Source organism: Nocardia heshunensis (assembly GCF_054782115.1).
The window spans coordinates 335,595-357,885 of the sequence record NZ_BAAGTC010000008.1 but is presented as its reverse complement, the minus strand read 5'-3'; the positions used below and the strand labels follow the sequence as shown (position 1 = coordinate 357,885).

At 67.7% G+C, this 22,291-nt stretch carries 20 protein-coding genes, 1 pseudogene and 1 riboswitch; of the genes and pseudogenes, 15 read left to right on the top strand and 6 right to left on the bottom strand.

The window, feature by feature from the left end; translation table 11 throughout:
- Positions 1–332: 332 nt before the first annotated feature.
- The 4 genes from ACYVN4_RS27900 to ACYVN4_RS27885 all read left to right on the top strand — a co-directional run bounded on the left by ACYVN4_RS27900 (position 333) and on the right by ACYVN4_RS27885 (position 4,037).
- A complete protein-coding gene (locus tag ACYVN4_RS27900) occupies positions 333–680 on the top strand; it encodes a YrdB family protein (protein ID WP_460724966.1) in 348 nt (115 codons plus the stop codon).
- Between the two features lie 308 nt (positions 681–988).
- Entirely contained in the window at positions 989–2,989 is a 2,001-nt protein-coding gene (fusA, locus tag ACYVN4_RS27895) for an elongation factor G (protein WP_460724965.1), read from the top strand.
- A gap of 150 nt (positions 2,990–3,139) precedes the next feature.
- On the top strand, positions 3,140–3,574 hold the full coding sequence (locus ACYVN4_RS27890) for an SRPBCC family protein (protein ID WP_460724984.1): 435 nt from the start codon (positions 3,140–3,142) through the stop codon (positions 3,572–3,574).
- Positions 3,567–4,037: a MarR family winged helix-turn-helix transcriptional regulator gene (locus tag ACYVN4_RS27885; protein ID WP_460724964.1), complete on the top strand. Its 471-nt coding sequence runs from the start codon at positions 3,567–3,569 to the stop codon at positions 4,035–4,037. Before ACYVN4_RS27890 ends, ACYVN4_RS27885 begins: the two co-directional genes overlap by 8 nt.
- Here the strand turns inward: ACYVN4_RS27885 and ACYVN4_RS27880 are convergent, their stop codons facing one another.
- Positions 4,038–4,886 (bottom strand): GNAT family N-acetyltransferase, encoded by an 849-nt coding sequence (locus tag ACYVN4_RS27880; protein ID WP_460724963.1) that lies wholly within the window; start codon positions 4,884–4,886, stop codon positions 4,038–4,040.
- A 172-nt stretch (positions 4,887–5,058) separates the two neighbouring features.
- Here ACYVN4_RS27880 and ACYVN4_RS27875 point away from each other — a divergent pair, with 172 nt between their 5' ends.
- The gene (locus ACYVN4_RS27875; RefSeq protein WP_460724962.1) at positions 5,059–5,697 is read left to right on the top strand and encodes an HAD family hydrolase; all 639 of its coding nucleotides are present in this window, start codon (positions 5,059–5,061) and stop codon (positions 5,695–5,697) included.
- Positions 5,698–5,794: 97 nt separating this feature from the next.
- Here ACYVN4_RS27875 and ACYVN4_RS27870 read toward each other — a convergent pair whose 3' ends face one another.
- Positions 5,795–6,271 carry an SLOG cluster 4 domain-containing protein gene (locus tag ACYVN4_RS27870; RefSeq protein ID WP_460724961.1) on the bottom strand — a complete coding sequence of 159 codons (477 nt, stop codon included), beginning with the start codon at positions 6,269–6,271 and terminating at the stop codon, positions 5,795–5,797.
- A gap of 114 nt (positions 6,272–6,385) precedes the next feature.
- A riboswitch (SAM riboswitch) is annotated at positions 6,386–6,568 on the top strand.
- A gap of 69 nt (positions 6,569–6,637) precedes the next feature.
- Here ACYVN4_RS27870 and ACYVN4_RS27865 point away from each other — a divergent pair.
- The 9 genes from ACYVN4_RS27865 to ACYVN4_RS27825 all read left to right on the top strand — a co-directional run bounded on the left by ACYVN4_RS27865 (position 6,638) and on the right by ACYVN4_RS27825 (position 15,691).
- Positions 6,638–7,795, top strand: a complete 1,158-nt coding sequence (locus tag ACYVN4_RS27865; RefSeq protein ID WP_460724960.1) for an ABC transporter substrate-binding protein — start codon at positions 6,638–6,640, stop codon at positions 7,793–7,795.
- Complete coding sequence (locus tag ACYVN4_RS27860; RefSeq protein ID WP_460724959.1) at positions 7,796–9,667, top strand: ABC transporter permease; 1,872 nt, start codon at positions 7,796–7,798, stop codon at positions 9,665–9,667.
- Positions 9,618–10,526: an ABC transporter ATP-binding protein gene (locus tag ACYVN4_RS27855; RefSeq protein WP_460724958.1), complete on the top strand. Its 909-nt coding sequence runs from the start codon at positions 9,618–9,620 to the stop codon at positions 10,524–10,526. Before ACYVN4_RS27860 ends, ACYVN4_RS27855 begins: the two co-directional genes overlap by 50 nt.
- Positions 10,519–11,271: an ABC transporter ATP-binding protein gene (locus ACYVN4_RS27850; protein WP_460724957.1), complete on the top strand. Its 753-nt coding sequence runs from the start codon at positions 10,519–10,521 to the stop codon at positions 11,269–11,271. Before ACYVN4_RS27855 ends, ACYVN4_RS27850 begins: the two co-directional genes overlap by 8 nt.
- Entirely contained in the window at positions 11,268–12,284 is a 1,017-nt protein-coding gene (locus ACYVN4_RS27845; RefSeq protein ID WP_460724956.1) for a putative FMN-dependent luciferase-like monooxygenase, read from the top strand. The genes ACYVN4_RS27850 and ACYVN4_RS27845 overlap by 4 nt, the downstream gene beginning before the upstream one ends.
- A complete protein-coding gene (locus tag ACYVN4_RS27840) occupies positions 12,281–12,817 on the top strand; it encodes a hypothetical protein (protein ID WP_460724955.1) in 537 nt (178 codons plus the stop codon). The genes ACYVN4_RS27845 and ACYVN4_RS27840 overlap by 4 nt, the downstream gene beginning before the upstream one ends.
- On the top strand, positions 12,810–13,433 hold the full coding sequence (locus tag ACYVN4_RS27835) for a peroxidase-related enzyme (RefSeq protein ID WP_460724954.1): 624 nt from the start codon (positions 12,810–12,812) through the stop codon (positions 13,431–13,433). The genes ACYVN4_RS27840 and ACYVN4_RS27835 overlap by 8 nt, the downstream gene beginning before the upstream one ends.
- Positions 13,434–14,126: 693 nt before the next feature.
- Positions 14,127–14,759, top strand: a complete 633-nt coding sequence (locus ACYVN4_RS27830) for a TetR/AcrR family transcriptional regulator (protein ID WP_235949243.1) — start codon at positions 14,127–14,129, stop codon at positions 14,757–14,759.
- A gap of 86 nt (positions 14,760–14,845) precedes the next feature.
- Entirely contained in the window at positions 14,846–15,691 is an 846-nt protein-coding gene (locus ACYVN4_RS27825; RefSeq protein WP_460724953.1) for an alpha/beta fold hydrolase, read from the top strand.
- Between the two features lie 54 nt (positions 15,692–15,745).
- On the opposite strand, the gene aspA is transcribed toward ACYVN4_RS27825, so the two are convergent.
- Both aspA and ACYVN4_RS27815 read right to left on the bottom strand, forming a co-directional pair.
- Positions 15,746–17,203, bottom strand: coding sequence for an aspartate ammonia-lyase (gene aspA, locus ACYVN4_RS27820; RefSeq protein ID WP_460724983.1), 1,458 nt, complete (start codon positions 17,201–17,203; stop codon positions 15,746–15,748).
- Between the two features lie 78 nt (positions 17,204–17,281).
- Positions 17,282–17,611 (bottom strand): annotated as a pseudogene (locus ACYVN4_RS27815) (cyclic nucleotide-binding domain-containing protein); the annotation flags it as partial.
- Between the two features lie 157 nt (positions 17,612–17,768).
- Between ACYVN4_RS27815 and ACYVN4_RS27810 the strand changes: the two are divergent.
- A complete protein-coding gene (locus ACYVN4_RS27810; protein ID WP_460724952.1) occupies positions 17,769–19,097 on the top strand; it encodes an anaerobic C4-dicarboxylate transporter family protein in 1,329 nt (442 codons plus the stop codon).
- On the opposite strand, the gene ACYVN4_RS27805 is transcribed toward ACYVN4_RS27810, so the two are convergent.
- Positions 19,098–21,149 (bottom strand): prolyl oligopeptidase family serine peptidase, encoded by a 2,052-nt coding sequence (locus ACYVN4_RS27805; RefSeq protein ID WP_460724951.1) that lies wholly within the window; start codon positions 21,147–21,149, stop codon positions 19,098–19,100.
- A 59-nt stretch (positions 21,150–21,208) separates the two neighbouring features.
- Positions 21,209–22,240 carry an NADP-dependent oxidoreductase gene (locus tag ACYVN4_RS27800; protein ID WP_460724950.1) on the bottom strand — a complete coding sequence of 344 codons (1,032 nt, stop codon included), beginning with the start codon at positions 22,238–22,240 and terminating at the stop codon, positions 21,209–21,211.
- Positions 22,241–22,291 lie beyond the last annotated feature (51 nt).

The following is a 22,291-nucleotide window of genomic DNA, read 5'->3' as shown; positions in this document are numbered from 1 at the left end:
GCCGAGGACTTACCAACAAAGAAGCTACGCGTCCACTGTGCAGTATCTGAAACAACACACGACCGTGTGTTGGAGCGGATATTCGAGGGCTTCGCCCTCGAACTCCCCTCTGGCACATGGAANGGAAGCTAAGGCCACCTGCGCCGATGGTACTGCACTCGACAGGGTGTGGGAGAGTAGGACACCGCCGGAACATCATTCGCGAAACCCCCTGACCACGGTCAGGGGGTTTCTGCGTATCCGGGTCCAGATTGGGAGAGCAGTGCTCTTGACTCGGGGCAGTGTTTCTGTGACTATTGATCGCAACAGAGAGCACCGATCTCGGAGTCGCCATGATTAGCACCGCCTGGTCCACCCTCAACTTGACCCTCGCGTTCGCGTTCGAGCTCGTCGCCGTTGGCGCGCTTGCCTACTGGGGCTTCCGCACCGGGCGTGGCCGGGTGGCGAAACTGCTGCTGGGTGCAGGCATGGCGATTGCCGCCATGACGCTCTGGGGGCTGTTCGCGGCACCGCAGGCGAGCTTCTCGATTCCGGTCGCCGCGGTCGCCACCAAGGTCGTCGTGTTCGGTGGTGCGGCCGCGGGGCTGTGGCAGCTCGGACACCGCACGGCGGCCGTCGCGTTCCCGGTCCTCGTGGTCGCGAATCTGGCCGTGATCCATCTGGGGCACCTGTCGATGTGAGCGCGGTTGTGCGGCGCGGAAATTCGCGCGACAGCTGATGCGTTGCACTGTTAAGTTCGCTCGGCGGGACAACGAATCCCGCCATACTCTCGAAAGCAGGAAGGGGCCTGGCCATGCGTACCTATCGCACCGCCGTCGTCGCCCGCCTCCGCTTCGAGGTGATCCTGGTGTCTTCGCCGGCTCGGTGCCGGCTGCGCGGCCGGTACTGAGTAACCCCGGACTTCTGACGTTCCGGGGAATCGCGCTGTTCTGTACAAGATCAGCTCGAAGGACGTATTACCGTGCGTACCAACATATCTGGACAAAACTTGGCTGTCGTTCGCAACCTCGGAATTCTCGCGCATGTGGACGCGGGCAAGACGACGGTGACCGAACGCATGCTGTTCCTCACCGGGATCACCCACAAGCGTGGCGAGGTGCACGACGGCACCACCGTCACCGATTTCGATCCGCAGGAACGGGATCGGGGCATCACCATCTTCGCGGCCGCGGTGAGCTGCCAGTGGGCGGGGCACCGGCTGACCGTTATCGATACCCCCGGGCACGTCGACTTCTCCGATGAGGTCGAACGCTCCCTGCGAGTATTGGACGGCGCCGTAGCGGTTTTCGACGCCGTCGCCGGTGTCGAGCCGCAGAGCGAATCCGTGTGGCGTCGGGCGGACCGTTACGGCGTGCCGCGCATCGCGTTCGTCAACAAGATGGACCGGGCGGGCGCGGACTTCGCGGCCACCGTGGACTCGATTCGCGAACGGCTGCACCCGGTTCCACTGCCGATCCAGCTGCCCGTGTTCACCGGCGACCTGTTCACCGGTGTGGTGGATCTGGTTCGTCTGCGGGCTCTGCGCTGGGATGGCGGCGTGGTCGAAGGATCGGTGCCGGAGCAGCTGGCGGAGGCTGTCGCGCGATCTCGGCGGGAGCTGGAAGAAGCAGTGGCGGAACGGAATTCGGCGGCGCTCGAAGAGTTCGTCGAACGCTCCGAGCTGTCCGCGGAAACGTTGACCGCGGCGCTGCGGGAGCTCACGCTCTCCGGCGAGGTGGTCCCGGTGCTGTGCGGTGCGGCGTACCGCGATATCGGCATCGAGCCGCTGCTCGACGCCGTGGTCGCCTACCTGCCCTCGCCGCTGGACCGGCCACCGGTCGGTGCCGAGGAGGAGCAGCGTGCGGCGGATCCGGGGCAACCGCTCGCGGCGCTGGCGTTCAAGGTGCATGCCACGCCGACCGGTCGGCTCACCTTCGTGCGCGTCTACTCGGGCGTCCTGGCCAAGGGCGACACCGTGCTCGACGCGGGCGGCGGCCGCCGGGAGCGGATCGCCCGCATCCTGCGGGTGCAGGCGGACCGGCATCAGGAGGTGGAGTCCGCGATAGCGGGCGACATCGTCGCACTGGTTGGGCCCAAGGCTGTCCGGGTCGGCGCGACGCTGTGCGCGCCGGACGCACCGGTTCAACTGGAACCGCCGGTTCCGACCGAGCCGGTGGTGTCGGTGGCGGTCGAGGCGAAATCCAGCGCCGAGACCGAAAAGCTGGCCGTCGCGCTCGCGCGGCTGGCCGACGAGGATCCGTCGCTCACGGTGCGGACCGACCCCGAAACCGGTCAGACGCTGCTGGCCGGACTGGGTGAGCTGCACCTGGAGGTCGTGGTGGAGAAGCTGCGCCGCGACCGCGGGCTGAGCGTGTCGGTCGGCAGGCCGCAGGTGGCGTATCGCGAGACCGTGGTGCGTGGCGTGCGGGGCCTGGTATACCGGCACGTCAAGCAGGACGGCGGCTCCGGGCAGTGGGCGCACATCGTGCTCGATGTGCAGCCGCTGAGCGAATCCGATTCCGGGGCGACCGGTTTCGAGTTCGAGTCCACGGTGGTCGGCGGCCGGGTGCCCGCGGAGTTCGTGCGCGCGGTGGAGGCCGGGTGCCGGGACGCCCTGGCCGAGGGTCCGCTGGCGGGTCATCCGGTCACCGGCGTGCGGGTCACGCTCATCGATGGTGCGACGCATTCGAAGGATTCGTCGGATCTGGCCTTCCGGACCGCCGGGCGGCTCGGCATGCGGGAAGCCTTGCGCGCTAGCGCCATGGTGGTGCTCGAACCATTGGTGGAACTGACCGCCACCGTGCCGGAGGACTATGTCGGCGCGGTGCTCGGTGATCTGGCCGCCCGGCGCGGCCGGGTGACGGGTTCGGTGACCCGCATCGGTTCCGTGGTGCTGACCGCCACGGTGCCGCTGGCCGAATTGTTCGGTTACGCAACCCGTTTGCGCAGCCGGACGCAGGGCCGGGGCACGTTCACCACGCGCCCGCTGGGGTACGCCCCGGCACCGTAACGGGTCCGATCCGGGGCCGGTGGCGGCGACAGTCGATGTCGTCCGCCGCCGGCCCCGGCTTTCGTCGTGGAGGAATCTTCCCGCAAGGGGTTGTTTGTTGTCGCGACTACAGTTACTGTTGTCGCAACAACAGAAATCCCCCGAGTGGAGATGATTCAGATGATGTACTCGTTCAGCGAAACCGCCGTGATCAAGGGCGATGTCGACAAGATCTGGGCGGTCGCGACCGATGTGAACCGGGTGGCCGAGTGGGACCCGCACGAGGAGAAGTCCCGCATCGACGGGGAGTTCGCGCCCGGAACCAAGGGCTGGGTCAAGCCGAAGGGCGCCCCCGCCGGTCCGTTTACGATCGTGGCAGTGGAGCCTGGGAAGTCGTGGAGCAGCGAGGCGGGCATTCCGTTCGGGAAGCTCCGCGGTCGCAATACCTTCGAGGACCTCGGTGATGGGACGGTGCGAGTGACCAAGAATGTGGAGATCCACGGGCCGATGGGTCCGTTGTTCAAGCTCATCTGGGAGAAGCGGATGCGGGCCGATATGCCGCTGACCTTCGCCGCAATGGAACAGGAGGCGCTACGGCGTGGCTGAATCACCGGGGAGCCGGGAGGGGGCGCGAGGCGTGCCGCGGGGGCCGCTGATGAGTCCGGGCTTCTGGCTGCATCATGCCGCGCTGGAGTGGCGGGCGACGCTGGAACGCAATCTGCGCCCGCTCGGCCTCACCCCCACCCAGTTCAACCTGCTGGCCTCGGCCGGTTGGTTGAGCCGGCAGGGGGAGTTGCCGACCCAGCAGCAGGTGGCGGACATGTCCGGCTCGGATCGGATGATGGCGTCCAAGGTGATTCGCGGGCTCGAGGAGCGCGGGTTGCTGGTCCGTCGCGCCGACCCGGCCGATGCCCGCGCCCTGCGCATCGAACTGACGTCCGCCGGGCGGGAATTGGTGAGCAAGGGCGTGCAGACCGCCGTCGACACCGATGCGCAGCTCTTCGGGGACGACGGGGACATGCTCCGCGAGCATCTCAAACCCATTGCTGCGCACCGGCTACCGGACTGATCAGCCCTTGACGAGAATGGCGCGGGTGTAGAGCAGGGCGAAGCCCTGACGCTGCACGTTCTGCTGGGATTTCGATCCGGGCTGGGTGGTGACCACCGCGATATCGCAGCCCGCCGCCGTCGCCTCGGCCAGCCGGACCGACAGCAGGGACGACTGGACGCCGTGCCGCCGGTGCCCGGGATCGGTTGCCGCACCGGTGAGTTGGGCGACACCCTGCAACATGCGCATGCTTGCCCCGCCCGCCACCGCGCCGTCGCGCCGGGCCAGATACCGCTGTACTCCGGCCGAGCGGGTCAGATCGCGCATGGCATTGGCAATAATCTCGGCCGGGAACTCCTCGTGCGAGGCCACACCCTGTGTGTCGGGGTGGGCGAAACCCTCCGCGACAACATGCAGCCAGGCATCGAATTCGTCCTCGCCACTGTGCTTCACCTCGACCCCGTCGGCGACGTCCGCGGCCCGCGCACCGCCGAGCTCGATGCCGAGCACGTTCTCGAACGACACCAGCCGATATCCGCGCTCGGTGAGCAGTTCTCCGACACCCGGATCACCCAGTTGCGATACTTCGGCCTGCACAGCGGTCTTGCGCTCCGCGAACAGCCGCTCGATCTGCTCGAGCTCGGCCACCGTCGGGACCCCGTCGAAGCCGAGCCCGGCCACCTTGTTCAACGGCGACCCGTCCTCCGCGAACGAGGCCACCCCGCCCGCGACCGGAATCACGAACCCGGTCTCGCCGCCGAGCCGCGTCGCCGCGGCCCGAGCGCCCTTGCTGATCAGCTCTGCTTCGACCCGTTCGATGCGCGCCGCCAGCTCGGTCCCGCAGAAAAACGTCCCCTGGTCACCAGCCATGTCCGCCAGCCTAATTCGCGCCACCGCACGCCCGCCTCCAATTTTCGGCGCGGCCGCCGCTGAAATTCCTGGAGCCATTCGGGCCGGGGCGGGGTGGCGAGCTCGCAGGCGCGGGCGGATGCGCCGGGGCGGTGATGCCGGGCAGGGAATCGGCGGGCCGTAGGGTCGGGGCGTGGCTTTTGATCGTGCGACCGGACCGGCGGGCGGCCTCGTGGTGGGGTTCGACCTGGATATGACGCTGATCGATTCGCGGCCGGGGATTGCCGCGGTGTGGGATGCGGTGGCCGCGAAGACCGGGGTGCCGATCGACTCCGAGTTGGTGGTGTCGCGGCTCGGGCCGCCGTTGGCGGACGAGGCGGCGCAGTGGTTTCCCGAGCACGAGGTGCCGGGGATCGTGGCCATGTACCGGGAGTTCTACCCGGACCTGGCGGTGCAACCCTCGGAGAACCTGCCCGGTGTCGTCGACGCTCTCGCGGCCGTGCACCAGGCGGGCGGGCGGGTGCTGGTGATCACGGCCAAGAACGGACCGCACGCGCAGCTGCATCTGGATCACCTCGGCCTCGAGGTGGATGAGCTGGTCGGTGGGGCGTGGGCGGAGGAGAAGGGGGAGGTGCTGCGCGAGCGCGGTGCCCAGATCTATGTGGGGGACCACCTCGGGGACGTGCGCGCGGCCAAGGTGGCCGACGCCGTCTCGGTGGCCGTGACCACCGGCCCCTATGCGGCCGAAGAGCTGTCGGCGGCCGGGGCCGATGTGGTGCTTGATGACCTCACCGAGTTCCCGGCGTGGCTGGCCGGCCACCTGGGTGGATAGAACCCGCGTCATCCCGGCGTGTATTTGGCCGGGATCCACACTGGCGGCGTTGGATTCCGGCCAGAAGCGCGCCGGAATGACGAGGCGGAGGCGACGGCTACAGCGGGGGCGCGAGGGCGAGGGTGACCGCGTGGGCGGGGTCTAGGGCAGGGAGGGCGGCGTCGACGGGTTTGCCTTCGGCGTCGTGGATTCGCCAACCATGTAGGGAGACGACGCGGGTGCCGCGGTGGTTGGCGAGGGCCAGTTCGGAGAGGGTGCCCCAGGATCCGCCGATGACGATGACCGCGTCGGCGGAGGAGATCAGGATGGCGTTTCGGGCTTCGCCCATGTTCGTGTAGAGGACGGCCGAGAGGCCCTCGCAGGCGGCGGCGCGGTCGGTGTCGGGGCGGATGCCGATGACGAGTCCGCCTGCGCGGGAAGCGCCTTCGGTGACGGCGGCCATGACGCCGGTGCCGCCGCCGCACAGGACGGTCGCGCCCGCGGTGGCGAGAAGATGGCCTACTTCGCAGGCGGCGGTGGCCTCGCGATCGGTGCAGTCACGGGGGCCGCAGACGGCTATTTGCAATGGTGGCAAGGGTTTTCCTCTCGTCGGTGGTCGGCGGTAGCCGCGTGGGTCGGCGGCGTTGTTGGCATCAGGCTGATTCGAATCCTGTCGTCTTCCCGGTTGCCGCGGCTACCTTTTGCCCACGGTCACGAGTATCAGCATGTTCGAGCCCCGGCTCGCTGATCGGCAACCCTCGCTTGGCGGTGGGCGGTACCTCCGCCTTCGCTCCGGCCGTGCGCGTCTGAGGACGGCTCCGCCGGCAGCGCATCTGGGGGTGCCCCGGGTGACGACCAGGCGGTGCCGTCGCGGGCATCGCAAGCGCTAACAGGCCGCGGTGGCAGTCGCGGTCGTGTCCCCATGCCCGGTTGGCGAGCCGGTGCGAAGTAGAGGTTTGCGATGAGCAGGTATTGGTCCCGTGGTTTCGGCCGGGTGGCGGTGGGAGTCGCCGCGGCGGCTCTGGTGGCGGGACTGGCCTCGGCCTGCTCCAACGACTCGTCCGGAAGCAGTTCCGACACCGTGTATTTCGGCGTTTCGGGGCCGAAGACGGGTGGTTCGGCCGAGTACGGGCGGCTCTGGCAGCAGGGGTTCGACCTGGCGCTTGACGAGATCAATGCCAATGGCGGGATCAACGGCAAGAAGGTCGCGCTGAAATGGGAGGACTCGCAGTCGGATCCGAAGCAGACGGTGCCGATCGCGACCAAGTTCGTGGGCGATCAATCGATCATCGCCGAGCTGGGTGACTTCTCCTCGCCCGCCTCCATCGCCGCGTCGCCGGTGTACAACCGCGGCAAGCTGGTGCAGTACGGCTTCACCAACTCGTCGGTGGATTTCACCAAGGGCGGCGACTATTCGTGGAGCCCGTCCATCACCCTGGATGTCTTCCAGGAGCGCAATGCCGAATGGGTGAAGTCGAAGGCCAAGAAGGTGTCGGTGGTCTACCTCGAAACCGATTGGGGCAAGCAGGCTTTCCAGTTCTTCCAGCAGTTCGCCAAGGAGAAGGGCATCGAGATCGCCTACTCCTCCTCGATTCTGCCGGACTCGCAGGACTTCCGGCCGGTGCTGATCAAGGGCCGCGACGCCAACCCGGACGCGTTCGTGCACCTGGGCTACGGCCCGGATGGCGCGCTGGTGGCCAAGCAGCTGCGTGATGTCGGGTTCAACGGCCAGTTCTTCGGCGGCCAGAACACGCCGCAGTTCATCGATCTGGCGGGTAAGGCGGCCGAGGGCGACATCGTGAACGGTGTGTTCAGTCCGTCGGATCCGAGCCCGAAGATCCAGGCGTTCGTCACCAAGTTCAAGGCCAAGTTCAATACCGATCCGGGCGACTTCAACGTCTACGCCTATGACGCGCTGAACGTGCTGGTGAAGGCCGCCAAGACCGGTGGCGCGACCCGTGAGGGCGTGCTGAAGGGGCTGCGCGAGGTGAAGGACTTCGACGGAATCGGCCTGGGCACCTTCGCCTTCGATCAGCAGACGCGGCGGCCGAGCGGGGTGAAGCCGATCGAGCTGGTGCTGCAGAACGGCAAGTTCCTGCCGGTCGGAAGCAGTAAGTAGATGTTCGACACGCTTATCGCGGGTCTGGTCCACGGCAATGCGTACGCGCTCATTGCCGTGGGCATCACCCTGATCTTCGGGGTCAGCAATGTCATCAACTTCGCGCACGGCTCGATCTTCGCGTTCGGGTCGGTGCTGGGCTGGTGGTTGATCGCGCAGCACGGGCTGCCGTGGTGGGCGGCGCTGGTCGTGGTGGTGGCGGTGACGGGGCTGGTCGGGGTGGCCATCGATGTGCTGGCGGTGCGACCGCTGCGCCGCGCCCCGGCCATTGCCGCGCTGCTGGCGACGGTGGCGGTCGGGCTGATCATCGAGAACGTGGTGGCCCTGGTCTTCGGACCGGACACCAGGCCCTTCCCGCAGGTGTTGCCCACCAACAATATTCGGGTCGGCGGGGTGCGACTGGGCACCTCGGACGTGGTCATGTTCGCCATCACGCTCACGGTGATGGTGGGGCTGTGGGCGTTCCTGCGCTACAGCCGCCACGGGCTGGCGATTCGCGCCACCGCGCAGGATCCCGATGCGGCCGCGCAGATGGGGATCGGCGTGGGGCGGGTGCAGTCGCTGGCATTCGCCATCGCCTCCGGATTGGGCGGGCTGGCCGGCATTTTCGTGGGCCTCTACAACTCGAATATCTCACCGACCAGCGGCGGCGTCGTCGGCATGACCGGTTTCGTGGCCGCGACCATCGGTGGGCTGGGCTCGATTCCGGGCGCGGTGGTCGGCGGGTTCGTGCTGGGACTGGTGGAAGCGTTCGGCATCTATTGGTTCGGGGATGGGTACCGCGATCTGATCACCTTCGGGCTGTTGGTCATCTTCCTGGTGCTGCGGCCGGGCGGGCTGCTCGCGCGGCCGCCCGCCATCGAATCCGAGCCCATGACCGGGACTTTCCTCAGTGCGGGCCGGGAGCTGCGGGTGCGCTGGTGGCATGCGCTGATCGCGTTGCTGGTTGTCGGCGTGGGGATTCCGTTCGTGGCCAACGATTACGGCATCTCGGTGGGCACCCAGATTCTGGCCTACGCCATCATCGCCGTGTCCATGACGCTGGTGGCCGGGTCGGCGGGCCAGCTGGCCATCGGACAGGCCGGGCCGATCGCCATCGGCGCGTACACCTCGGCGGTGCTGACGGTGTCGCACGGGTGGGCGTTCCTGCCCGCCATCATCGCGGCGGGAATCGTTGCGGCCGTGGTGTCTTCGGTGCTGGCCGCGCCGCTGTGGCGATTGGGCGGCCACTATGTGGCCATCGCGACGCTCGGCATCGGCATCGTGACGGTGGCGATCATCCGCAACTGGGAGTCGGTGACGCGCGGCAGCTACGGCATCTTCGGGATTCCGGCGCCGAAGATCTTCGGCTACGAATTCACCACGCACACCGACATTTTCCGGATGGAACTGGTGGTGCTGGCGCTCGCGCTCGCGGTGATCATCGGGGTGCAGCGGTCCCGGCTGGGCACCGCTATCCGGGCGATCGGCGCGGACGAGGTGGCGGCGCGCTCGGCGGGTGTGCCGGTGCGCGACTACAAGGCGCTGGCGTTCGCGCTGGCGGCGTTCTTTTCCGGGATCGGCGGTGCGCTGCTGGCGCACCAGTACTCCTACATCGACCCGACGGTGTTCAACCTGCCGATGTCGTTATTGGTGGTGACCATTCTGGTGCTCGGCGGCACCGCCTCGCCCTATGGCGCGGTGCTGGGCGCGGCGGTGCTGATCGGGGTGCCGGAGGTGCTGCGGCTCGCGCCGTCGTGGCGAATCGTGTTGTACGGGTTGGTTTTGCTGCTGGTGGTGCGGTTCCGGCCGCAGGGAATTTTGGTGAGGAGGGAACGTGTCCGTGACAACGAACGAAGCGCAGACAGCGAGCTCAGTCCCGCCACCGTCTGACGGTGAGGCCGCGCTGCGGGTCACCGGCCTGCGCCGGTCCTTCGGTGGTGTGCAGGCTGTTGACGGGGTCGAATTCTCCATCGCGCCGGGCGAATTCGTGTCCATCATCGGCCCGAACGGGTCGGGCAAGTCGACGACGGTCAATCTGATCTCCGGCGTGCTGAAGCCGGACGCGGGCGAAGTACTGGTGCGCGGCAAACGGATTCGTCCCGGACGTCCCGAAGCGGCCGCGGCGGCGGGTATCGCACGGACCTTCCAGAACGGCCGCGTATTCGGCAATATGACCGTGCGCGAGAACGTGGACGTGGGCTTGCAGACCACCCTGCGCGCCTCCCGGCCCTTGCGGTCGCTGGCGAATATCCCGGTGCTGCGGTGGGTTTCGCTGCTGGCCGAGCTCGCGGTGGCGCTGGTGCCGACCCCGGCCGCCCGTGTCGAGCGGCGCGAGTCGGCGGCCCGTATCGACGCGCAGTTGGCTCGCTTCCCCGAGCGCTTGGTGCCGCGCGCCGACAACCCGACCTACACGCTGTCCTACGCCAATCGCCGTCGCACCGAGATCGCGCGGGCCTTGGCCCTCGAACCCGATCTGCTGCTGTTGGACGAGCCCGCGGCGGGCATGAACCAGACCGAGACCGTCGAAATCGGCAGGCAGCTGGCCGAATTGAAGGCGCAGGGCCAGACCGTGCTGCTGGTCGAGCACAAGATGGACCTGGTCCACGACCTCTCGGATCGGGTGCTGGTGCTCGACGAGGGTCGCATCATCGCGCAGGGCACCCCGGACGAGGTGCTCCAGGACCCGCGCGTCATCGAGGCGTACCTCGGCCGCAGCCGGGTCGGCGGGAAGGTGGCCGTGGATGTCTGAGGGCTTCGACGAGAACGCCACGCCGATCCTGGAATTCGAGAACGTGGTGGTGCACTACGGCGCGTCCCGGGCCTTGGACGAGGTGTCGCTGCGGGTGCGTCCGGGTGAGATCGTGTCGCTGCTGGGCGGCAATGCCTCCGGCAAATCGACCACCATGAAAACGGCGCTCGGACTGCTGAAACCGACCTCCGGCACGGTCCGCGTCGACGGCGCGGACGTCACCGGCACCTCCGCGTCGGCGCGCATCCGGGCCGGGCTGGCCTCGGTACCGGAAGCGCGGCGGGTGTTCCCGGCCATGACGGTCGAGGAGAACCTCTTCGTCGGCGGCTACATCCGCAAGGAACGCCGCTCGGTGCTGGCGGCCCGCGCCGCTGAACTCTTCGAGCACTTCCCGCGCCTGGCCGAACGCCGCACGCAGCGGGCGGGCACGCTCTCCGGCGGTGAGCAGCAGATGCTGGCCTTCGGCCGGGCGCTGATGAGCAAACCTCGCCTGATCTGCATGGACGAGCCCACCATGGGATTGTCGCCGCTGTTCGTGGACCGGGTGCTCGACGAGATCGCCCGGCTCAATCGGGAGCTGGGCCTGGCCATCCTGATCGTGGAACAGCAGGCGGAACTGGCGCTGAGCATCGCGCACACCGCCAATGTGCTGCGCAGCGGCAAGATCGTGCTGCACGGCCCGGCCGCCGAGCTGGTCGGCGACCCGGCGGTACGCGACGCCTACCTCGGAAAGGTGACGATATGACCCCGCAACACCTCGGGTTCTTCACCCGTCTGGTCCGCACCGCCGCGGGCGAGGACGCGGCCACCGTGTACCGGGAGGCGCTCGAGCAGATCGAACTGGCCGAACGGCTCGGTTACGACACCGCCTGGGTAGCGCAGCATCACCTGGATCCGCGCGAGGGCGGACTGCCGTCACCGTTCGTGTTCCTCGCGCACGCGGCGGCCCGCTTTCCGCGCATTCGCTTCGGAACCGCCATCGTCACGCTGGCGCTGGAGGATCCGATCCGGGTAGCCGAGGACGCGGCCGTGCTGGACACATTGTCGAGCGGGCGTCTCGAACTCGGGTTCGGCGCGGGCGGGTCGCGGCACGCCTTCGAACTGTTCGAGCTGGGCGGCGCGGATCGGCAGCAGGTGTACGCCGACAAGCTCGCGAAAGTGACTGCGGCACTGCATGGTGCGTCCTTGGTCGATGACCGTGGGCTCAACCCGCCCGCGCCGGGCCTGCGAAATCGCCTGTGGCAAGCGACCTTCTCCGCCGGTGGCGCGGAGCGGGCCGGGCGCGCCGGAGACGGACTGCTGCTGTCGAAGTCCCAGCCACGTGACCCGGCCGCGCCCGACGCCGCGCTGTGGGAGATCCAGCAGCCGCTGGTGGATGCCTATCTCGATGCGCTGCCCGCAGGCGCGTCACCCCGAATCGGCGCGTCCCGAGGCGTTTTCGTGGCCGATGACCACGACGAGGCGGTGGCGCTCGCCGAGCACGGCGCGGCCCGCTTCCTCGATCAGCTCGGCCACAACGGCGGCCCCGAGGTGGCGAACTCCGTCGCGGAAGTGCTGCGCGACATCTACTACGGCACCCCCGACGAGGTGGCCGCGCAACTGGCCGCCGACACCGCGCTACGCCACGCCACCGACTTCATCGTGCAGGCCCACCCGGTCGACCCGGGCCACCCGGCCACCCTGCGCTCCATCGAACTCATCGCCACCAAGGTTGCCCCGCAACTGGGTTGGCGCTCCGACGAAAGGATTCGTTCGTGACCGAGGCACCCGCTGCCGCGACCGAGGCGCCACCCGCCGAGGCTGAGACGCCAACCGCTCGAGCCGAAGCGGCGAGCCCGGCACTGACGGCGGATGTTATCGACGCCGTGCTCGGTAGTAGTGCACCGTCGGTGCGGGAGTTGCGGGAGGCTCGTCCGGCGGTCGTCGAGCACACGCAGGGGGTGTACGCGGCACTGCTGGACGGGCCCGCCACCGCGAGTGTCGGGCGGGATCGGCTGATCGCGGCGGCGGTCGCGGTGGCCGAGTTGGCGGGGGCGCCCGCGCTGGCGGCGCATTACGCGGGGCTGGGAACCGTTCCGGCCGAGGGCGATCCGAAGCTGGCCGCCATCCTGCGGCACGCCGCGCGAGTGAGCACCGCGCCCGCGTCGATCACCCGCGCGGATATCGACGCGCTGGCGCCGGTGGGGTTGTCCGAGCGCGACATCGTGACGGTGGCGCAGCTCATCGGGTTCGTGCACTTCCAGGTCCGGCTGCTGGCCGGGCTCGAATTGATCGGAGCGGAGCATGACTAGCGGCGAGGTGCGCACCGGTGCATCCGAGGTGCGCAGCGTCGAAATCGACCGGCGGCCTGCGGGGTTCACGCAGGAGCAGTTGGACTGGGTGCCGTGGGTGGAGCCGATCAAGCTGGTTGATGCGGATGAGGCGCAGCGGCCGTTGCTGGAGGGGGATCGGGGTGTCGGGCCGTACTTCCGGCTACTGGCGCGCAACGCCGCGGTGCTCGCGCACCGCAGTGCCAATGACAAAGAGATCTTCTACGGTCGAGAGGGGTTGACCCGCGCCGAGCGCGAACTCGCGGCGACCGTTACCTCGCGGCACAACGGCTGCGAATACTGCGCCTCCGTTCACTCTCGTTTCACTTCGGCGCTGTCCAAGCGTAGTGACGATGTGCAGCGGTTGCTGGACGAGGGCAACGGGGTGCGGATCGACGAAAGATGGGACGCGATCCTCGATTTCGTGGACGCGCTGGCCGCCAATCCGCCGCGCGCGGACGCGAATCATCTGAAACGCTTGCGGGAGCTGGGTTTCGGCGATGCGGAGCTGCACGATCTGGTTTTGTCGACGGCGTCGTTCTCGTGGGCCAATCGCCTCATGCTGACGCTGGGCGAGCCGGAGGTTCCGGTCGAATAGGGGTCTCTAGGGGCATCTCGAAATAAAACTAGAAAGTTCATGGAAAAGCTCCCGGCCTGGGTGTTCCGTCGGTATCGTCCCGATGGCAAACAGTCAGTGAAAGCGCTGGCAACCTGTCGAAGCGGAGCACCACCATGTCGAATCTCATTTCGGATGTCCTGACCCAGACCATCATCAAGCTGCTGCAGACGGGTTCCTCGACCCTGTCGGCCAAGTAGCCACCGAAGCGCCACTTTTCGGCTACTGCGCGGAAGTCGAATCGATGACGGAGGGCCTGATCCTTGACGAGGGGATCGGGCCCTTTTTCGTGCCCGCCGCAGGTGGCAGTCTTGCCTTCCGGCCGATGGGCTCCGGTGCGTCCGTGGCCTGGGTGGGCCGCGCGTCGGAGCGACACGCCAAATTAATACTAAAAATCTCCTCGAAAAGTATTCCGTCCAGTTCGACCGCTCTGTATCGTGATGAACGGCAAACGATCAGTGACTTTCGGGTCAATGCGACATCGGGCCGCGAGTCTTCCCCCGGACGCGCTTCCCGAACCCGGGGCGGTTCCCCTGCCTATATCCACCGTCCCGGGTGCGTCGCATCCCGAAAGTCACTGAGCCAACTTTCGGCTAACGCGCGGTAAGTCGAAGGTTCAAACGAAGGGCCCGATCCATGACGAGGGGATCGGGCCCTTCGGTATTGTCTGGCGCAATGTCACAGGAAACGAACGCGGGAAGAATGTACGCCGGGCAGCCCGTAGAAGACCGGCAGCGGCAGCGTCGTGCGCGTTTTCTGGAGTCCGGGCTCACGGTGTTCGCGCGCGACGGCTATGCCAATAGTTCCGTCGGGGCCATCTGCAAGGACGCCGGCCTCTCCTCGAGGCAGTTCTACGAGGAGTTCACCGGACGCGAATCGCTGTTGCTCGAGCTCTACGAGCAGATCGATCGCGAATCCCGGGAAGCCGTGGCGGCCACCATCGCCGAGCACTCCGACGCCAGCGCCATCGACATCATCGACGCCGCCGTCCGCGCCTATATCGAGTCCATCGGGCGCGATCCGCGCAAGGCCCGGGTCGCACTCGTCGAAGTCGTCGGGGCGGGACCCAAGGTGGAGAAGTTCCGCCTGGAACTGCGCCGCGCCTGGGGCGCGCTGCTGGCCAGCGCCGCCGAGGATGCCGCCCTGCACGGTGAAATCCCGCCCGGGGACTACGAAATGCGCGTGCTCGCCATCATCGGCGCGGTCAACTACGTGGTCGACGCCTGGAGCGGTTCGGAACCGCGCCAGCCGCTCGACGACGTGATCCGCGTGCTGCGCCGCGTCATCATGGGTGCGGTCAGCGCCTGACCAGCCCCGAATCCCACTGTCCGACTCCACTTGCGCCCGTCCGCCCCTCGCGGACGGGCGCTCATTTTGCGGGTAGCGTGCCGATCATGGAGACCGTGCCCATCCAGCTGCCCGACGGGTCGACGGTGACGGTGCGATTGCTCCCGGCGAAAGGGCCGCACCGGCATCCCATTACGGCCGACACGCCGAGGCCCGTCGTCGTTATCGTTCCGGGACTCGGCGTTCCGGGGGAGTACTACTCGCTGTTCGGGAAGCCCCTGTCGGACCGGGGATTCGACGTGGCGCTGCTGGAACTGCGCGGCAACGACGGCAGGCCGAGACCGGGCGTCTCGAGCTCGCACGGCTATCAGGAGTTGGTGGCCGTCGACTTCCCCGCCATGTTCGAGGTAGTGCGGGAACGATTTCCGGACAGCACGCCGTATCTGCTCGGGCACAGCATGGGCGGGCAACTGGGCGTCATGTACGCCTCACGGATTCGCGGGCGGCTGGGCGGGCTCATCCTCGTCGCGTCCGGAACGCCCCACCATCGCGGCTACACGGGCCTGGCGGCGCTCGGCAGTGCCGCACTGTCCCTGACGGCCAATCTCGCCGGATTCTGGCCGGGGGACACCATTACCGCGGGCGGGTTCGGACGGCAGTCGAAGGTGCTCATCGCCGACTGGGCGCGGCTGGCCCGCACCGGCCGATTCCAGCCCGCCGGAGCGGATATCGATTACGAGGAGCGCATCGGGCGGCTGAAGCTGCCGGTGCTGTCGATCACGCTGACCGGGGACGAGCTCACCCCGCAGAGCTCGGCGCGGCAGCTGCTCGCCAAGATGCCCGAGGCCGACATCACCCGCTGGCACAATCCGGAATCGCTCGGGCACAACGGCTGGATCAGCGATCCCGCCTCCACCCTCGACTACGTCGAAAAGTGGCTGCGGGACCGCTGATTCACGTCCGGGTGGATTCCGGCCAAAAGCACGCCGGAATGACGAGGCTGGACTTCAGAGCGAGCGGGAGCGCGGGGCCGTCATCTTTTCCGGGCTCAAAAGCTCGTCCAGCTCTTCCTTGGTCATCGCACCGCGTTCCAGCACCAAATCGTAGACGCTGCCGCCGGTCTTCAACGCCTCCTTGGCAATCGAGGCCGACTGCTCGTAACCGAGCTTGGGCACCAGCGCGGTGACCAGACCGATGCTGTGGTTGACCAGCTCCCGGCAGTGCTCGCGATTGGCGGTGATGCCGGTGATGCAGCGACTGGTCAGGGTGATGGCCGCATTGCGCAGCATCATGGTGCCCATCAGCAGGTCGTAGGCCATGATCGGTTCGGCCATATTGAGCTCCAGCTGGCTGGCCTCCGCGGCCATGGTGACGGTCATGTCGTAGCCGATGAGCTGGAAGCAGACCTGCGACACCACCTCCGGGATGACCGGATTCACCTTGCCCGGCATGATCGACGAACCCGGCTGCATGGCAGGCAGATTGATCTCGCCCAGCCCGGCGCGCGGTCCACTGGAGAGCAGCCGCAGATCGTTGCAGATCTTCGACAGCTGCACCGCGGCACGCTTGAGGGTGGCAGAGATGGCCACGAAATCGCCCGAGTCCTGGGTGGCTTCGACCAGATTCTCGGCCTGGCAGATGGGCAGCCCGGTCACCTCGGCCAGCTTGGCGGAGACCAGCTCGGCGTAACCGGGCGGGCTGGTGATGCCGGTGCCGATGGCGGTCGCGCCCATGTTCATGGCGAGCAGGTCGATCGAGATGCGCGACAGATGCGTGATGGCCTCACCGATCATGACCGCGTACGCGCCGAACTCCTGGCCCAGCGTCATGGGGACGGCGTCCTGCAACTGGGTGCGGCCCATCTTGATGACGTCGGAGAACTCGACGGCCTTGGCCTTCAGGGCATTCCGCAGTTCCTCGAGGGCCGCGATCGCATCCTGCAGAGACAGGTAGACACCGAGCTTCACCGACGTCGGGTAGACGTCGTTGGTGGACTGCGAGCAGTTCACGTCGTCGTTCGGATGCAGGTAGGTGTATTCGCCCTTGCGATGCCCCAGCAGCTCCAGGCCGCGGTTGGCGATGACCTCGTTGGCGTTCATATTGGTCGAGGTGCCCGCGCCGCCCTGCACCATGTCGACGATGAAGTCCTGGCGCAGATTGCCTTCCAGGATCTCGTCGCAGGCGGCGACGATGGCCCGTGACTTCTCCTCGGTGATCGAGCCGAGTTCCACGTTCGCCAGCGCCGCGGCCTTCTTCACGTAGGCCAGCGCGTTCACCAGGTGCCCGAACTTGCGCAGTTTGATGCCCGAGATCGGGAAGTTCTCCACCGCGCGCAGGGTCTGCACGCCGTAGTACGCCTCGGCGGGCAGTTCCCGGGTGCCGAGCGAATCGTGTTCGGTGCGAATGCCACCCAGCTGTTGCTGGGCCGAGATCGCCTCCGACAGCTGCTCGGAGACGCTGCGCATGCGGTGCGCGATGAGCTGGGCCAGGCGAGAGACCATGCGGTAGTAGCGCTCCGGATGCAGCACCGCCATTTCCCGCAGGGTGGCGCGGGGGACGATCAGCACCACCGCGCCCTTGGTGGTGCGGCCGGTCGCGGTGTGCGGGGTGTCGTCCACCAGCGCGATCTCCGAGACCAGGCTGCCGGGGCCGAGCCGGGCCAGTTCCGTTTCGTGGCCGGTGAGCCCGGAGATGATCTGCACCTCGCCCTCGGCGACGACGCCCGCCCACTCGCGCGGGGTGGATTCGTGGAACAGGATCGCGCCCGCCGGGAACTCGCGCCGCTGCGCGGTGGCGGTGAAGGCGCGAACGTCATCCGGATCGAGCCCGGTCGCCGCGGCGGTGGATTTGATCAGCTCGTCCAGTTGGCCCACATCGACTCCTCGTTCGGAAGGGCAGTGTTTGTTGAGCGATACCCAACACTGGCAAACAAAGCGCAATCTTTCCGAATGGTCCGGATATCTTTCAAGTGCGACGCGGTAACAGCATGCCCCGGGCACCACCAACTTCTAGCCTGACAGGCGGTCGACGATGGTCAAGATGCTGCTCGAGCTCGCGGTCATGCTGGGCATCATCATGATCGGATCCCGGGTCGGAGGCATCGGGCTCGGCGTCTGGGGTGGCATCGGCGTCTTCGCGCTCGCCACCATCTTCGGGGTCGAACCGACGGTGCCGCCGGTGGACGTGCTGCTCATCATTCTGTCGGTGGTGGTGGCCGCGGCGACCATGGAGGCCGCGGGCGGCGTCGACTACATGGTCCGAATCGCCGAACGGATAATTCGCAGCAATCCCAAACGGATCACCTTCGTCGCACCCCTGGTGACCTATGCGTTCACCGTCGGCGCGGGCACCGGGCACCTGCTCTACCCGCTGCTGCCGGTCATCCACGAGGTGGCGCGCGAGGGCGGAATCCGGCCGGAGCGGCCGATCTCCATTGCCACCATCGCCAATCAGATCGCCATCGTGGCCAGCCCGGTCTCGGCCTCGACGGCCGCGTCCGTGGTGATCTTCGGGCCGGACGGGTGGTCGATCGTGAAGATCCTGGCCATCACCATTCCGTCCACGCTGATCGGGTCCATGATCGGTGCGCTGTCGGTGATCAAGATGGGCAAGGATCTCGACGACGATCCGGAGTATCAGCGCCGATTGGCCGCCGGGGAGATCCCGCCCATCGACCCGACCCACGCCGACCGGGCGCCGCTGCCGCCGCGCGCCTCCTGGTCGGCGGGCATCTTCCTGCTGGGCGTGATCGCCATCGTGATCTCTGGCGCGTTCCCGAGCCTGCGGCCGGACGTGCACGGCGCTGGCGGCAAGGTCGACGCGCTCGCCATGCCGTACGCCATCGAGGTGCTCATGCTCGCCACGGCCGCGGTGATCATGGTGGTGTGCAAGGTCAATGCCGCGGTGGTGCCCGGCACCCCGGTCGCCAAGGCGGGTCTGGTCGCGCTGGTCGGCGTGTTCGGATTGGCCTGGCTGGGTGACTCTTTCGTCGAGGCCAACAAGGCGCTGATCGTCGACAAGCTCGGCACTATCGCCAAGGACTGGCCCTGGACCTTCGCGATCATCGTGACCGTGGTCGCGGCACTCATCCTGAGTCAGGCCGCGACCACGAAAACGATGATGCCGCTGGGCATCGCCCTCGGCATTCCCTCGGCGCAGCTGGTGGCCATGCTGCCCGCGGTGGCGGCGCTGTTCATCCTGCCGGTCTATCCGACCAGCATCGCCGCGGTGAATTTCGACCAGAGCGGGACGACCCATTTCGGGAAGTACGTGCTCAACCACTCGTTCATGCGTCCCGGTCTGGTCACTCTCGTCGCGTCCATCGCCATCGGCTACGGGCTCGCGGCGATCATCGGCTGATCAGTCCGGCATCAGCTGCTGGGTGAAGAACTCGTAGATCAGCCCGGCCTGGAACGCCGACTGCTTGTTGTCCGCCGCGCCGCCGTGACCGCCCTCGATGTTCTCGTAGTACCAGACGTCGTGACCCTCGGATTCCAAGAGCGCGGCCATCTTTCGCGCGTGACCGGGGTGCACGCGGTCGTCGCGGGTGGAGGTGGTGAGCAGGATCGGCGGGTACTGCCGCTCGGCGCTGGTGTTCTGGTACGGCGAGTACTTCGAGATGAACTCCCACTCCTCCGGCTTGTCCGGATCGCCGTACTCGGCCATCCAGGACGCGCCCGCCAGCAGCAGGTGATAGCGCTTCATGTCCAGCAGCGGCACCTGGCACACGATGGCCCCGAACAACTCCGGGTAGCGGGTCAGCATGACGCCCATCAGCAGGCCGCCATTGCTGCCGCCGACCGCGCCCAACTGTGCATGGGTGGTGATGCCGCGCTCAACCAGGTCCCGGGCCACGGCCGCGAAATCCTCGTATGCCTTGTGCCGGTTGGCCTTCAGCACCGAGGTGTGCCACTCCGGGCCGTATTCGCCGCCGCCGCGGATATTGGTCATCACGTAGGTGCCGCCGCGTTCCAGCCATCCCATGCCGACCGCGCCGAAATAGCCGGGGGTGCGCGACACCTCGAAACCGCCGTAGCCGGACATGACGGTCGGGCCGGGCGTGCCGCGCCGATCACGGTGGCGGATCACGAAATACGGGATCCGGGTGCCGTCGTCGGAGGTGGCGAAGAACTGTTCGGTCTCGATGCCGTCGGCGTCGAAGAACTCCGGTTCCTTCTTGAGCGGCTCGATGCGGCCGCCCACCGAACCCGCCATGAGCGTGGTCGGGCGGGTGAAACCACTGGTGGAGAGCATGAATTCGTCGCCGCCCTCCAGGCGGTCCAGATTCATGACGCTGGTGGTGGCCATGGGCGGGGTGTCGGCGAGGGGTTCGCGGGTCCAGCCGTCCGGGCCGGGGGTGAGCACGTGCAGCTTGGTCTGCACATCCTCGAGGGTGATCAGCAGCAGATGGTTCTCGGTCCAGCCGTAGCCGTGCAGCGCGGTGTGCGCGTCGGGACGGAAGAGCACCTCGAAATCGCGTGCGCCGGAAAGGAAGGCCTCGAAATCGGTGGCCAGCAGCGAACCCGCCGGATAGGTGGTGCCGTCGACCTCCCACGGCGACTTCAGGCGCACCAGCAGCAGTTCCTTGTACCAGGACTCGCTGGCGTCGCTGGGCACGTCGATGAAGCGCAGGGTGCCGTCGGACTCCAGCAGGTAGACCTCTTCGTTGAAGAAGTCGGTGGCGCGGCCCAGGAAGTGCCGCTCATAGCCGGGGGTGCGGTCGTAGCCCGCCGAGACTGCCACATCGGTGGTCTCGCCCTCGTAGACGAATTCCGCCGCCTCCAACGGGGTTCCGCGATGCCAGCGCTTCACCACGCGGGGGTAGCCGGAGTCGGTGAGCGAGCCCGCGCCGAAATCGGTGCCCACGTACAAGGTGTCGTCGTCGATCCACGCGAAATCGGACTTGGCCTCCGGGAGGTAGAAGCCGCCGTCCTCCGGAGCGATGAAAGCCTTTGCCTCGATATCGAATTCGCGGACCACCTTGGCGTCCGCGCCACCGCGCGAGAGGCTGATCAGCGCCCGGCGCTGCTCGGGCCGCAGCACCGCGGCGCTGCCCCACACCCAGTTCTCGCCCTCGGCCGCGGCCAGCGCGTCCAGGTCGATGAGGATCTCCCAGTCCGGCTCGTCCTTGGCGTACTCGGCGAAGCTGGTGCGCCGCCACAGGCCCTTGGGGTGATCGCGGTCGCGCCAGTAGTTGTAGAGCCACCGGCCGCGGCGGCCCGGGTACGCGATGCGGGTATCGGTGTCGAGCATGGCCAGCACCCGCGCCTCCAGCGCGGCGAACCGCTCCGAGGACGCGAACCTGGCCTTCGCCACCACGTTCCGCTCTTGCGCCCACTCCAGGGCGCGCTCGCTCTCGACCTCTTCGAGCCACAGGTAGGGATCCGTCACGCCCTCTCCAACACCGGTCATGCGCTCATTGTTGCCGAGTCATCCGTTCGCCGTTCGCGAACGTCCCGCCGGAGGCCGCGTCAGGCCAGCCGGACCAGCATCTTCCCGGTGTTGGCGCCGGACAACACGCCGAGAAACGCGGCCGGGGCCTGATCGAGGCCCGCGTAGACGGTCTCCCGGGTGCGCAGGCTGCCGTCGGCCAGCCAGCCCGCGGCCTGCCCGATGAATTCGCCGAAGCTCGCGAAATGACTGGTGACCAGCATGCCGCGCAACGTGATCTCCTTGGTGGCGGCCAGGTACAGGTCGGGCGTGGATTCCGCTCGCGCGCCGCCGTTTCCGCCGCCCGCGTTGTAGCCGCTGATCGCGCCGACCAGGGCGATGCGACCGCCCGGCCGCATGGCCTCGATCGCGGCGGTCAGATGCTCGGCCCCCACGCTGTCGAGATACACGTCGATGCCTTCGGGCGCGGCCGCGGCCAACTGCCCGCGCAGGTCGCCCGCCCGGTAGTCGATGGCCGCGTCGAAACCGAACTCCTCCAGCAGCAGCCGGGTTTTCGCGGGACCGCCCGCCGAGCCGATGACGCGGCTCGCACCCAGCTTGCGGGCGATCTGCCCCGCGACACTGCCCACCGCGCCCGCCGCCGCCGAGATGAACACGACATCGCCGGGCCGGACCTCGGCGATCGCGGTGAGCGCCGCGTAGGCGGTCAGGCCGGTGGTGCCCAAGGCGCCCAGGTAGTGCTGCGGAGCTGCCAGGCCGGTATCGACGACGGTGGCGGTGGCGGCGTCCACCACCGCGAGGTCGCGCCAGCCCTGGAAGTGGGTCACGGTGGCGCCCACCGCGATCGCGTCCGAGCGGGACTCGATCACCTCGCCGACCGCCGAACCCTCCAGGGCCGCGCCGAGCTGGAAGGGCGGCAGGTAGGACGGCTTGTCGTCCATCCGGCCCCGCATGTACGGATCCACCGACATCCAGGTGTTGCGAACCAGGATCTGGCCGTCCAGCAATTCCGGGAGCGGCCGCTCGACGAGGGCGAAGTTCGCGGCGGTCGGCGCCCCGTCGGGACGGGTGGCCAGCTGGATCTCGTGGCCGTTACGCAGCTGAGTTGTCATGGTGCACAATCCTTTTCGCTGTCCCGGGTCGTCTATTCGACCCGATGTGGA

What these genes read in the sequence shown, in the direction of transcription:
- ACYVN4_RS27900 (WP_460724966.1), top strand. Translation starts at nt 333, where the DNA reads ATGATTAGCACCGCCTGGTCCACCCTCAACTTGACCCTCGCGTTCGCG.
- ACYVN4_RS27890 (WP_460724984.1), top strand. Translation starts at nt 3,140, where the DNA reads ATGATTCAGATGATGTACTCGTTCAGCGAAACCGCCGTGATCAAGGGC.
- ACYVN4_RS27880 (WP_460724963.1), bottom strand. Translation starts at nt 4,886, where the DNA reads ATGGCTGGTGACCAGGGGACGTTTTTCTGCGGGACCGAGCTGGCGGCG.
- ACYVN4_RS27865 (WP_460724960.1), top strand. Translation starts at nt 6,638, where the DNA reads ATGAGCAGGTATTGGTCCCGTGGTTTCGGCCGGGTGGCGGTGGGAGTC.
- ACYVN4_RS27860 (WP_460724959.1), top strand. Translation starts at nt 7,796, where the DNA reads ATGTTCGACACGCTTATCGCGGGTCTGGTCCACGGCAATGCGTACGCG.
- ACYVN4_RS27850 (WP_460724957.1), top strand. Translation starts at nt 10,519, where the DNA reads ATGTCTGAGGGCTTCGACGAGAACGCCACGCCGATCCTGGAATTCGAG.
- ACYVN4_RS27845 (WP_460724956.1), top strand. Translation starts at nt 11,268, where the DNA reads ATGACCCCGCAACACCTCGGGTTCTTCACCCGTCTGGTCCGCACCGCC.
- ACYVN4_RS27835 (WP_460724954.1), top strand. Translation starts at nt 12,810, where the DNA reads ATGACTAGCGGCGAGGTGCGCACCGGTGCATCCGAGGTGCGCAGCGTC.
- ACYVN4_RS27830 (WP_235949243.1), top strand. Translation starts at nt 14,127, where the DNA reads ATGTCACAGGAAACGAACGCGGGAAGAATGTACGCCGGGCAGCCCGTA.
- ACYVN4_RS27825 (WP_460724953.1), top strand. Translation starts at nt 14,846, where the DNA reads ATGGAGACCGTGCCCATCCAGCTGCCCGACGGGTCGACGGTGACGGTG.
- aspA (WP_460724983.1), bottom strand. Translation starts at nt 17,203, where the DNA reads ATGCGCAGCGTCTCCGAGCAGCTGTCGGAGGCGATCTCGGCCCAGCAA.
- ACYVN4_RS27810 (WP_460724952.1), top strand. Translation starts at nt 17,769, where the DNA reads ATGGTCAAGATGCTGCTCGAGCTCGCGGTCATGCTGGGCATCATCATG.
- ACYVN4_RS27805 (WP_460724951.1), bottom strand. Translation starts at nt 21,149, where the DNA reads ATGACCGGTGTTGGAGAGGGCGTGACGGATCCCTACCTGTGGCTCGAA.
- ACYVN4_RS27800 (WP_460724950.1), bottom strand. Translation starts at nt 22,240, where the DNA reads ATGACAACTCAGCTGCGTAACGGCCACGAGATCCAGCTGGCCACCCGT.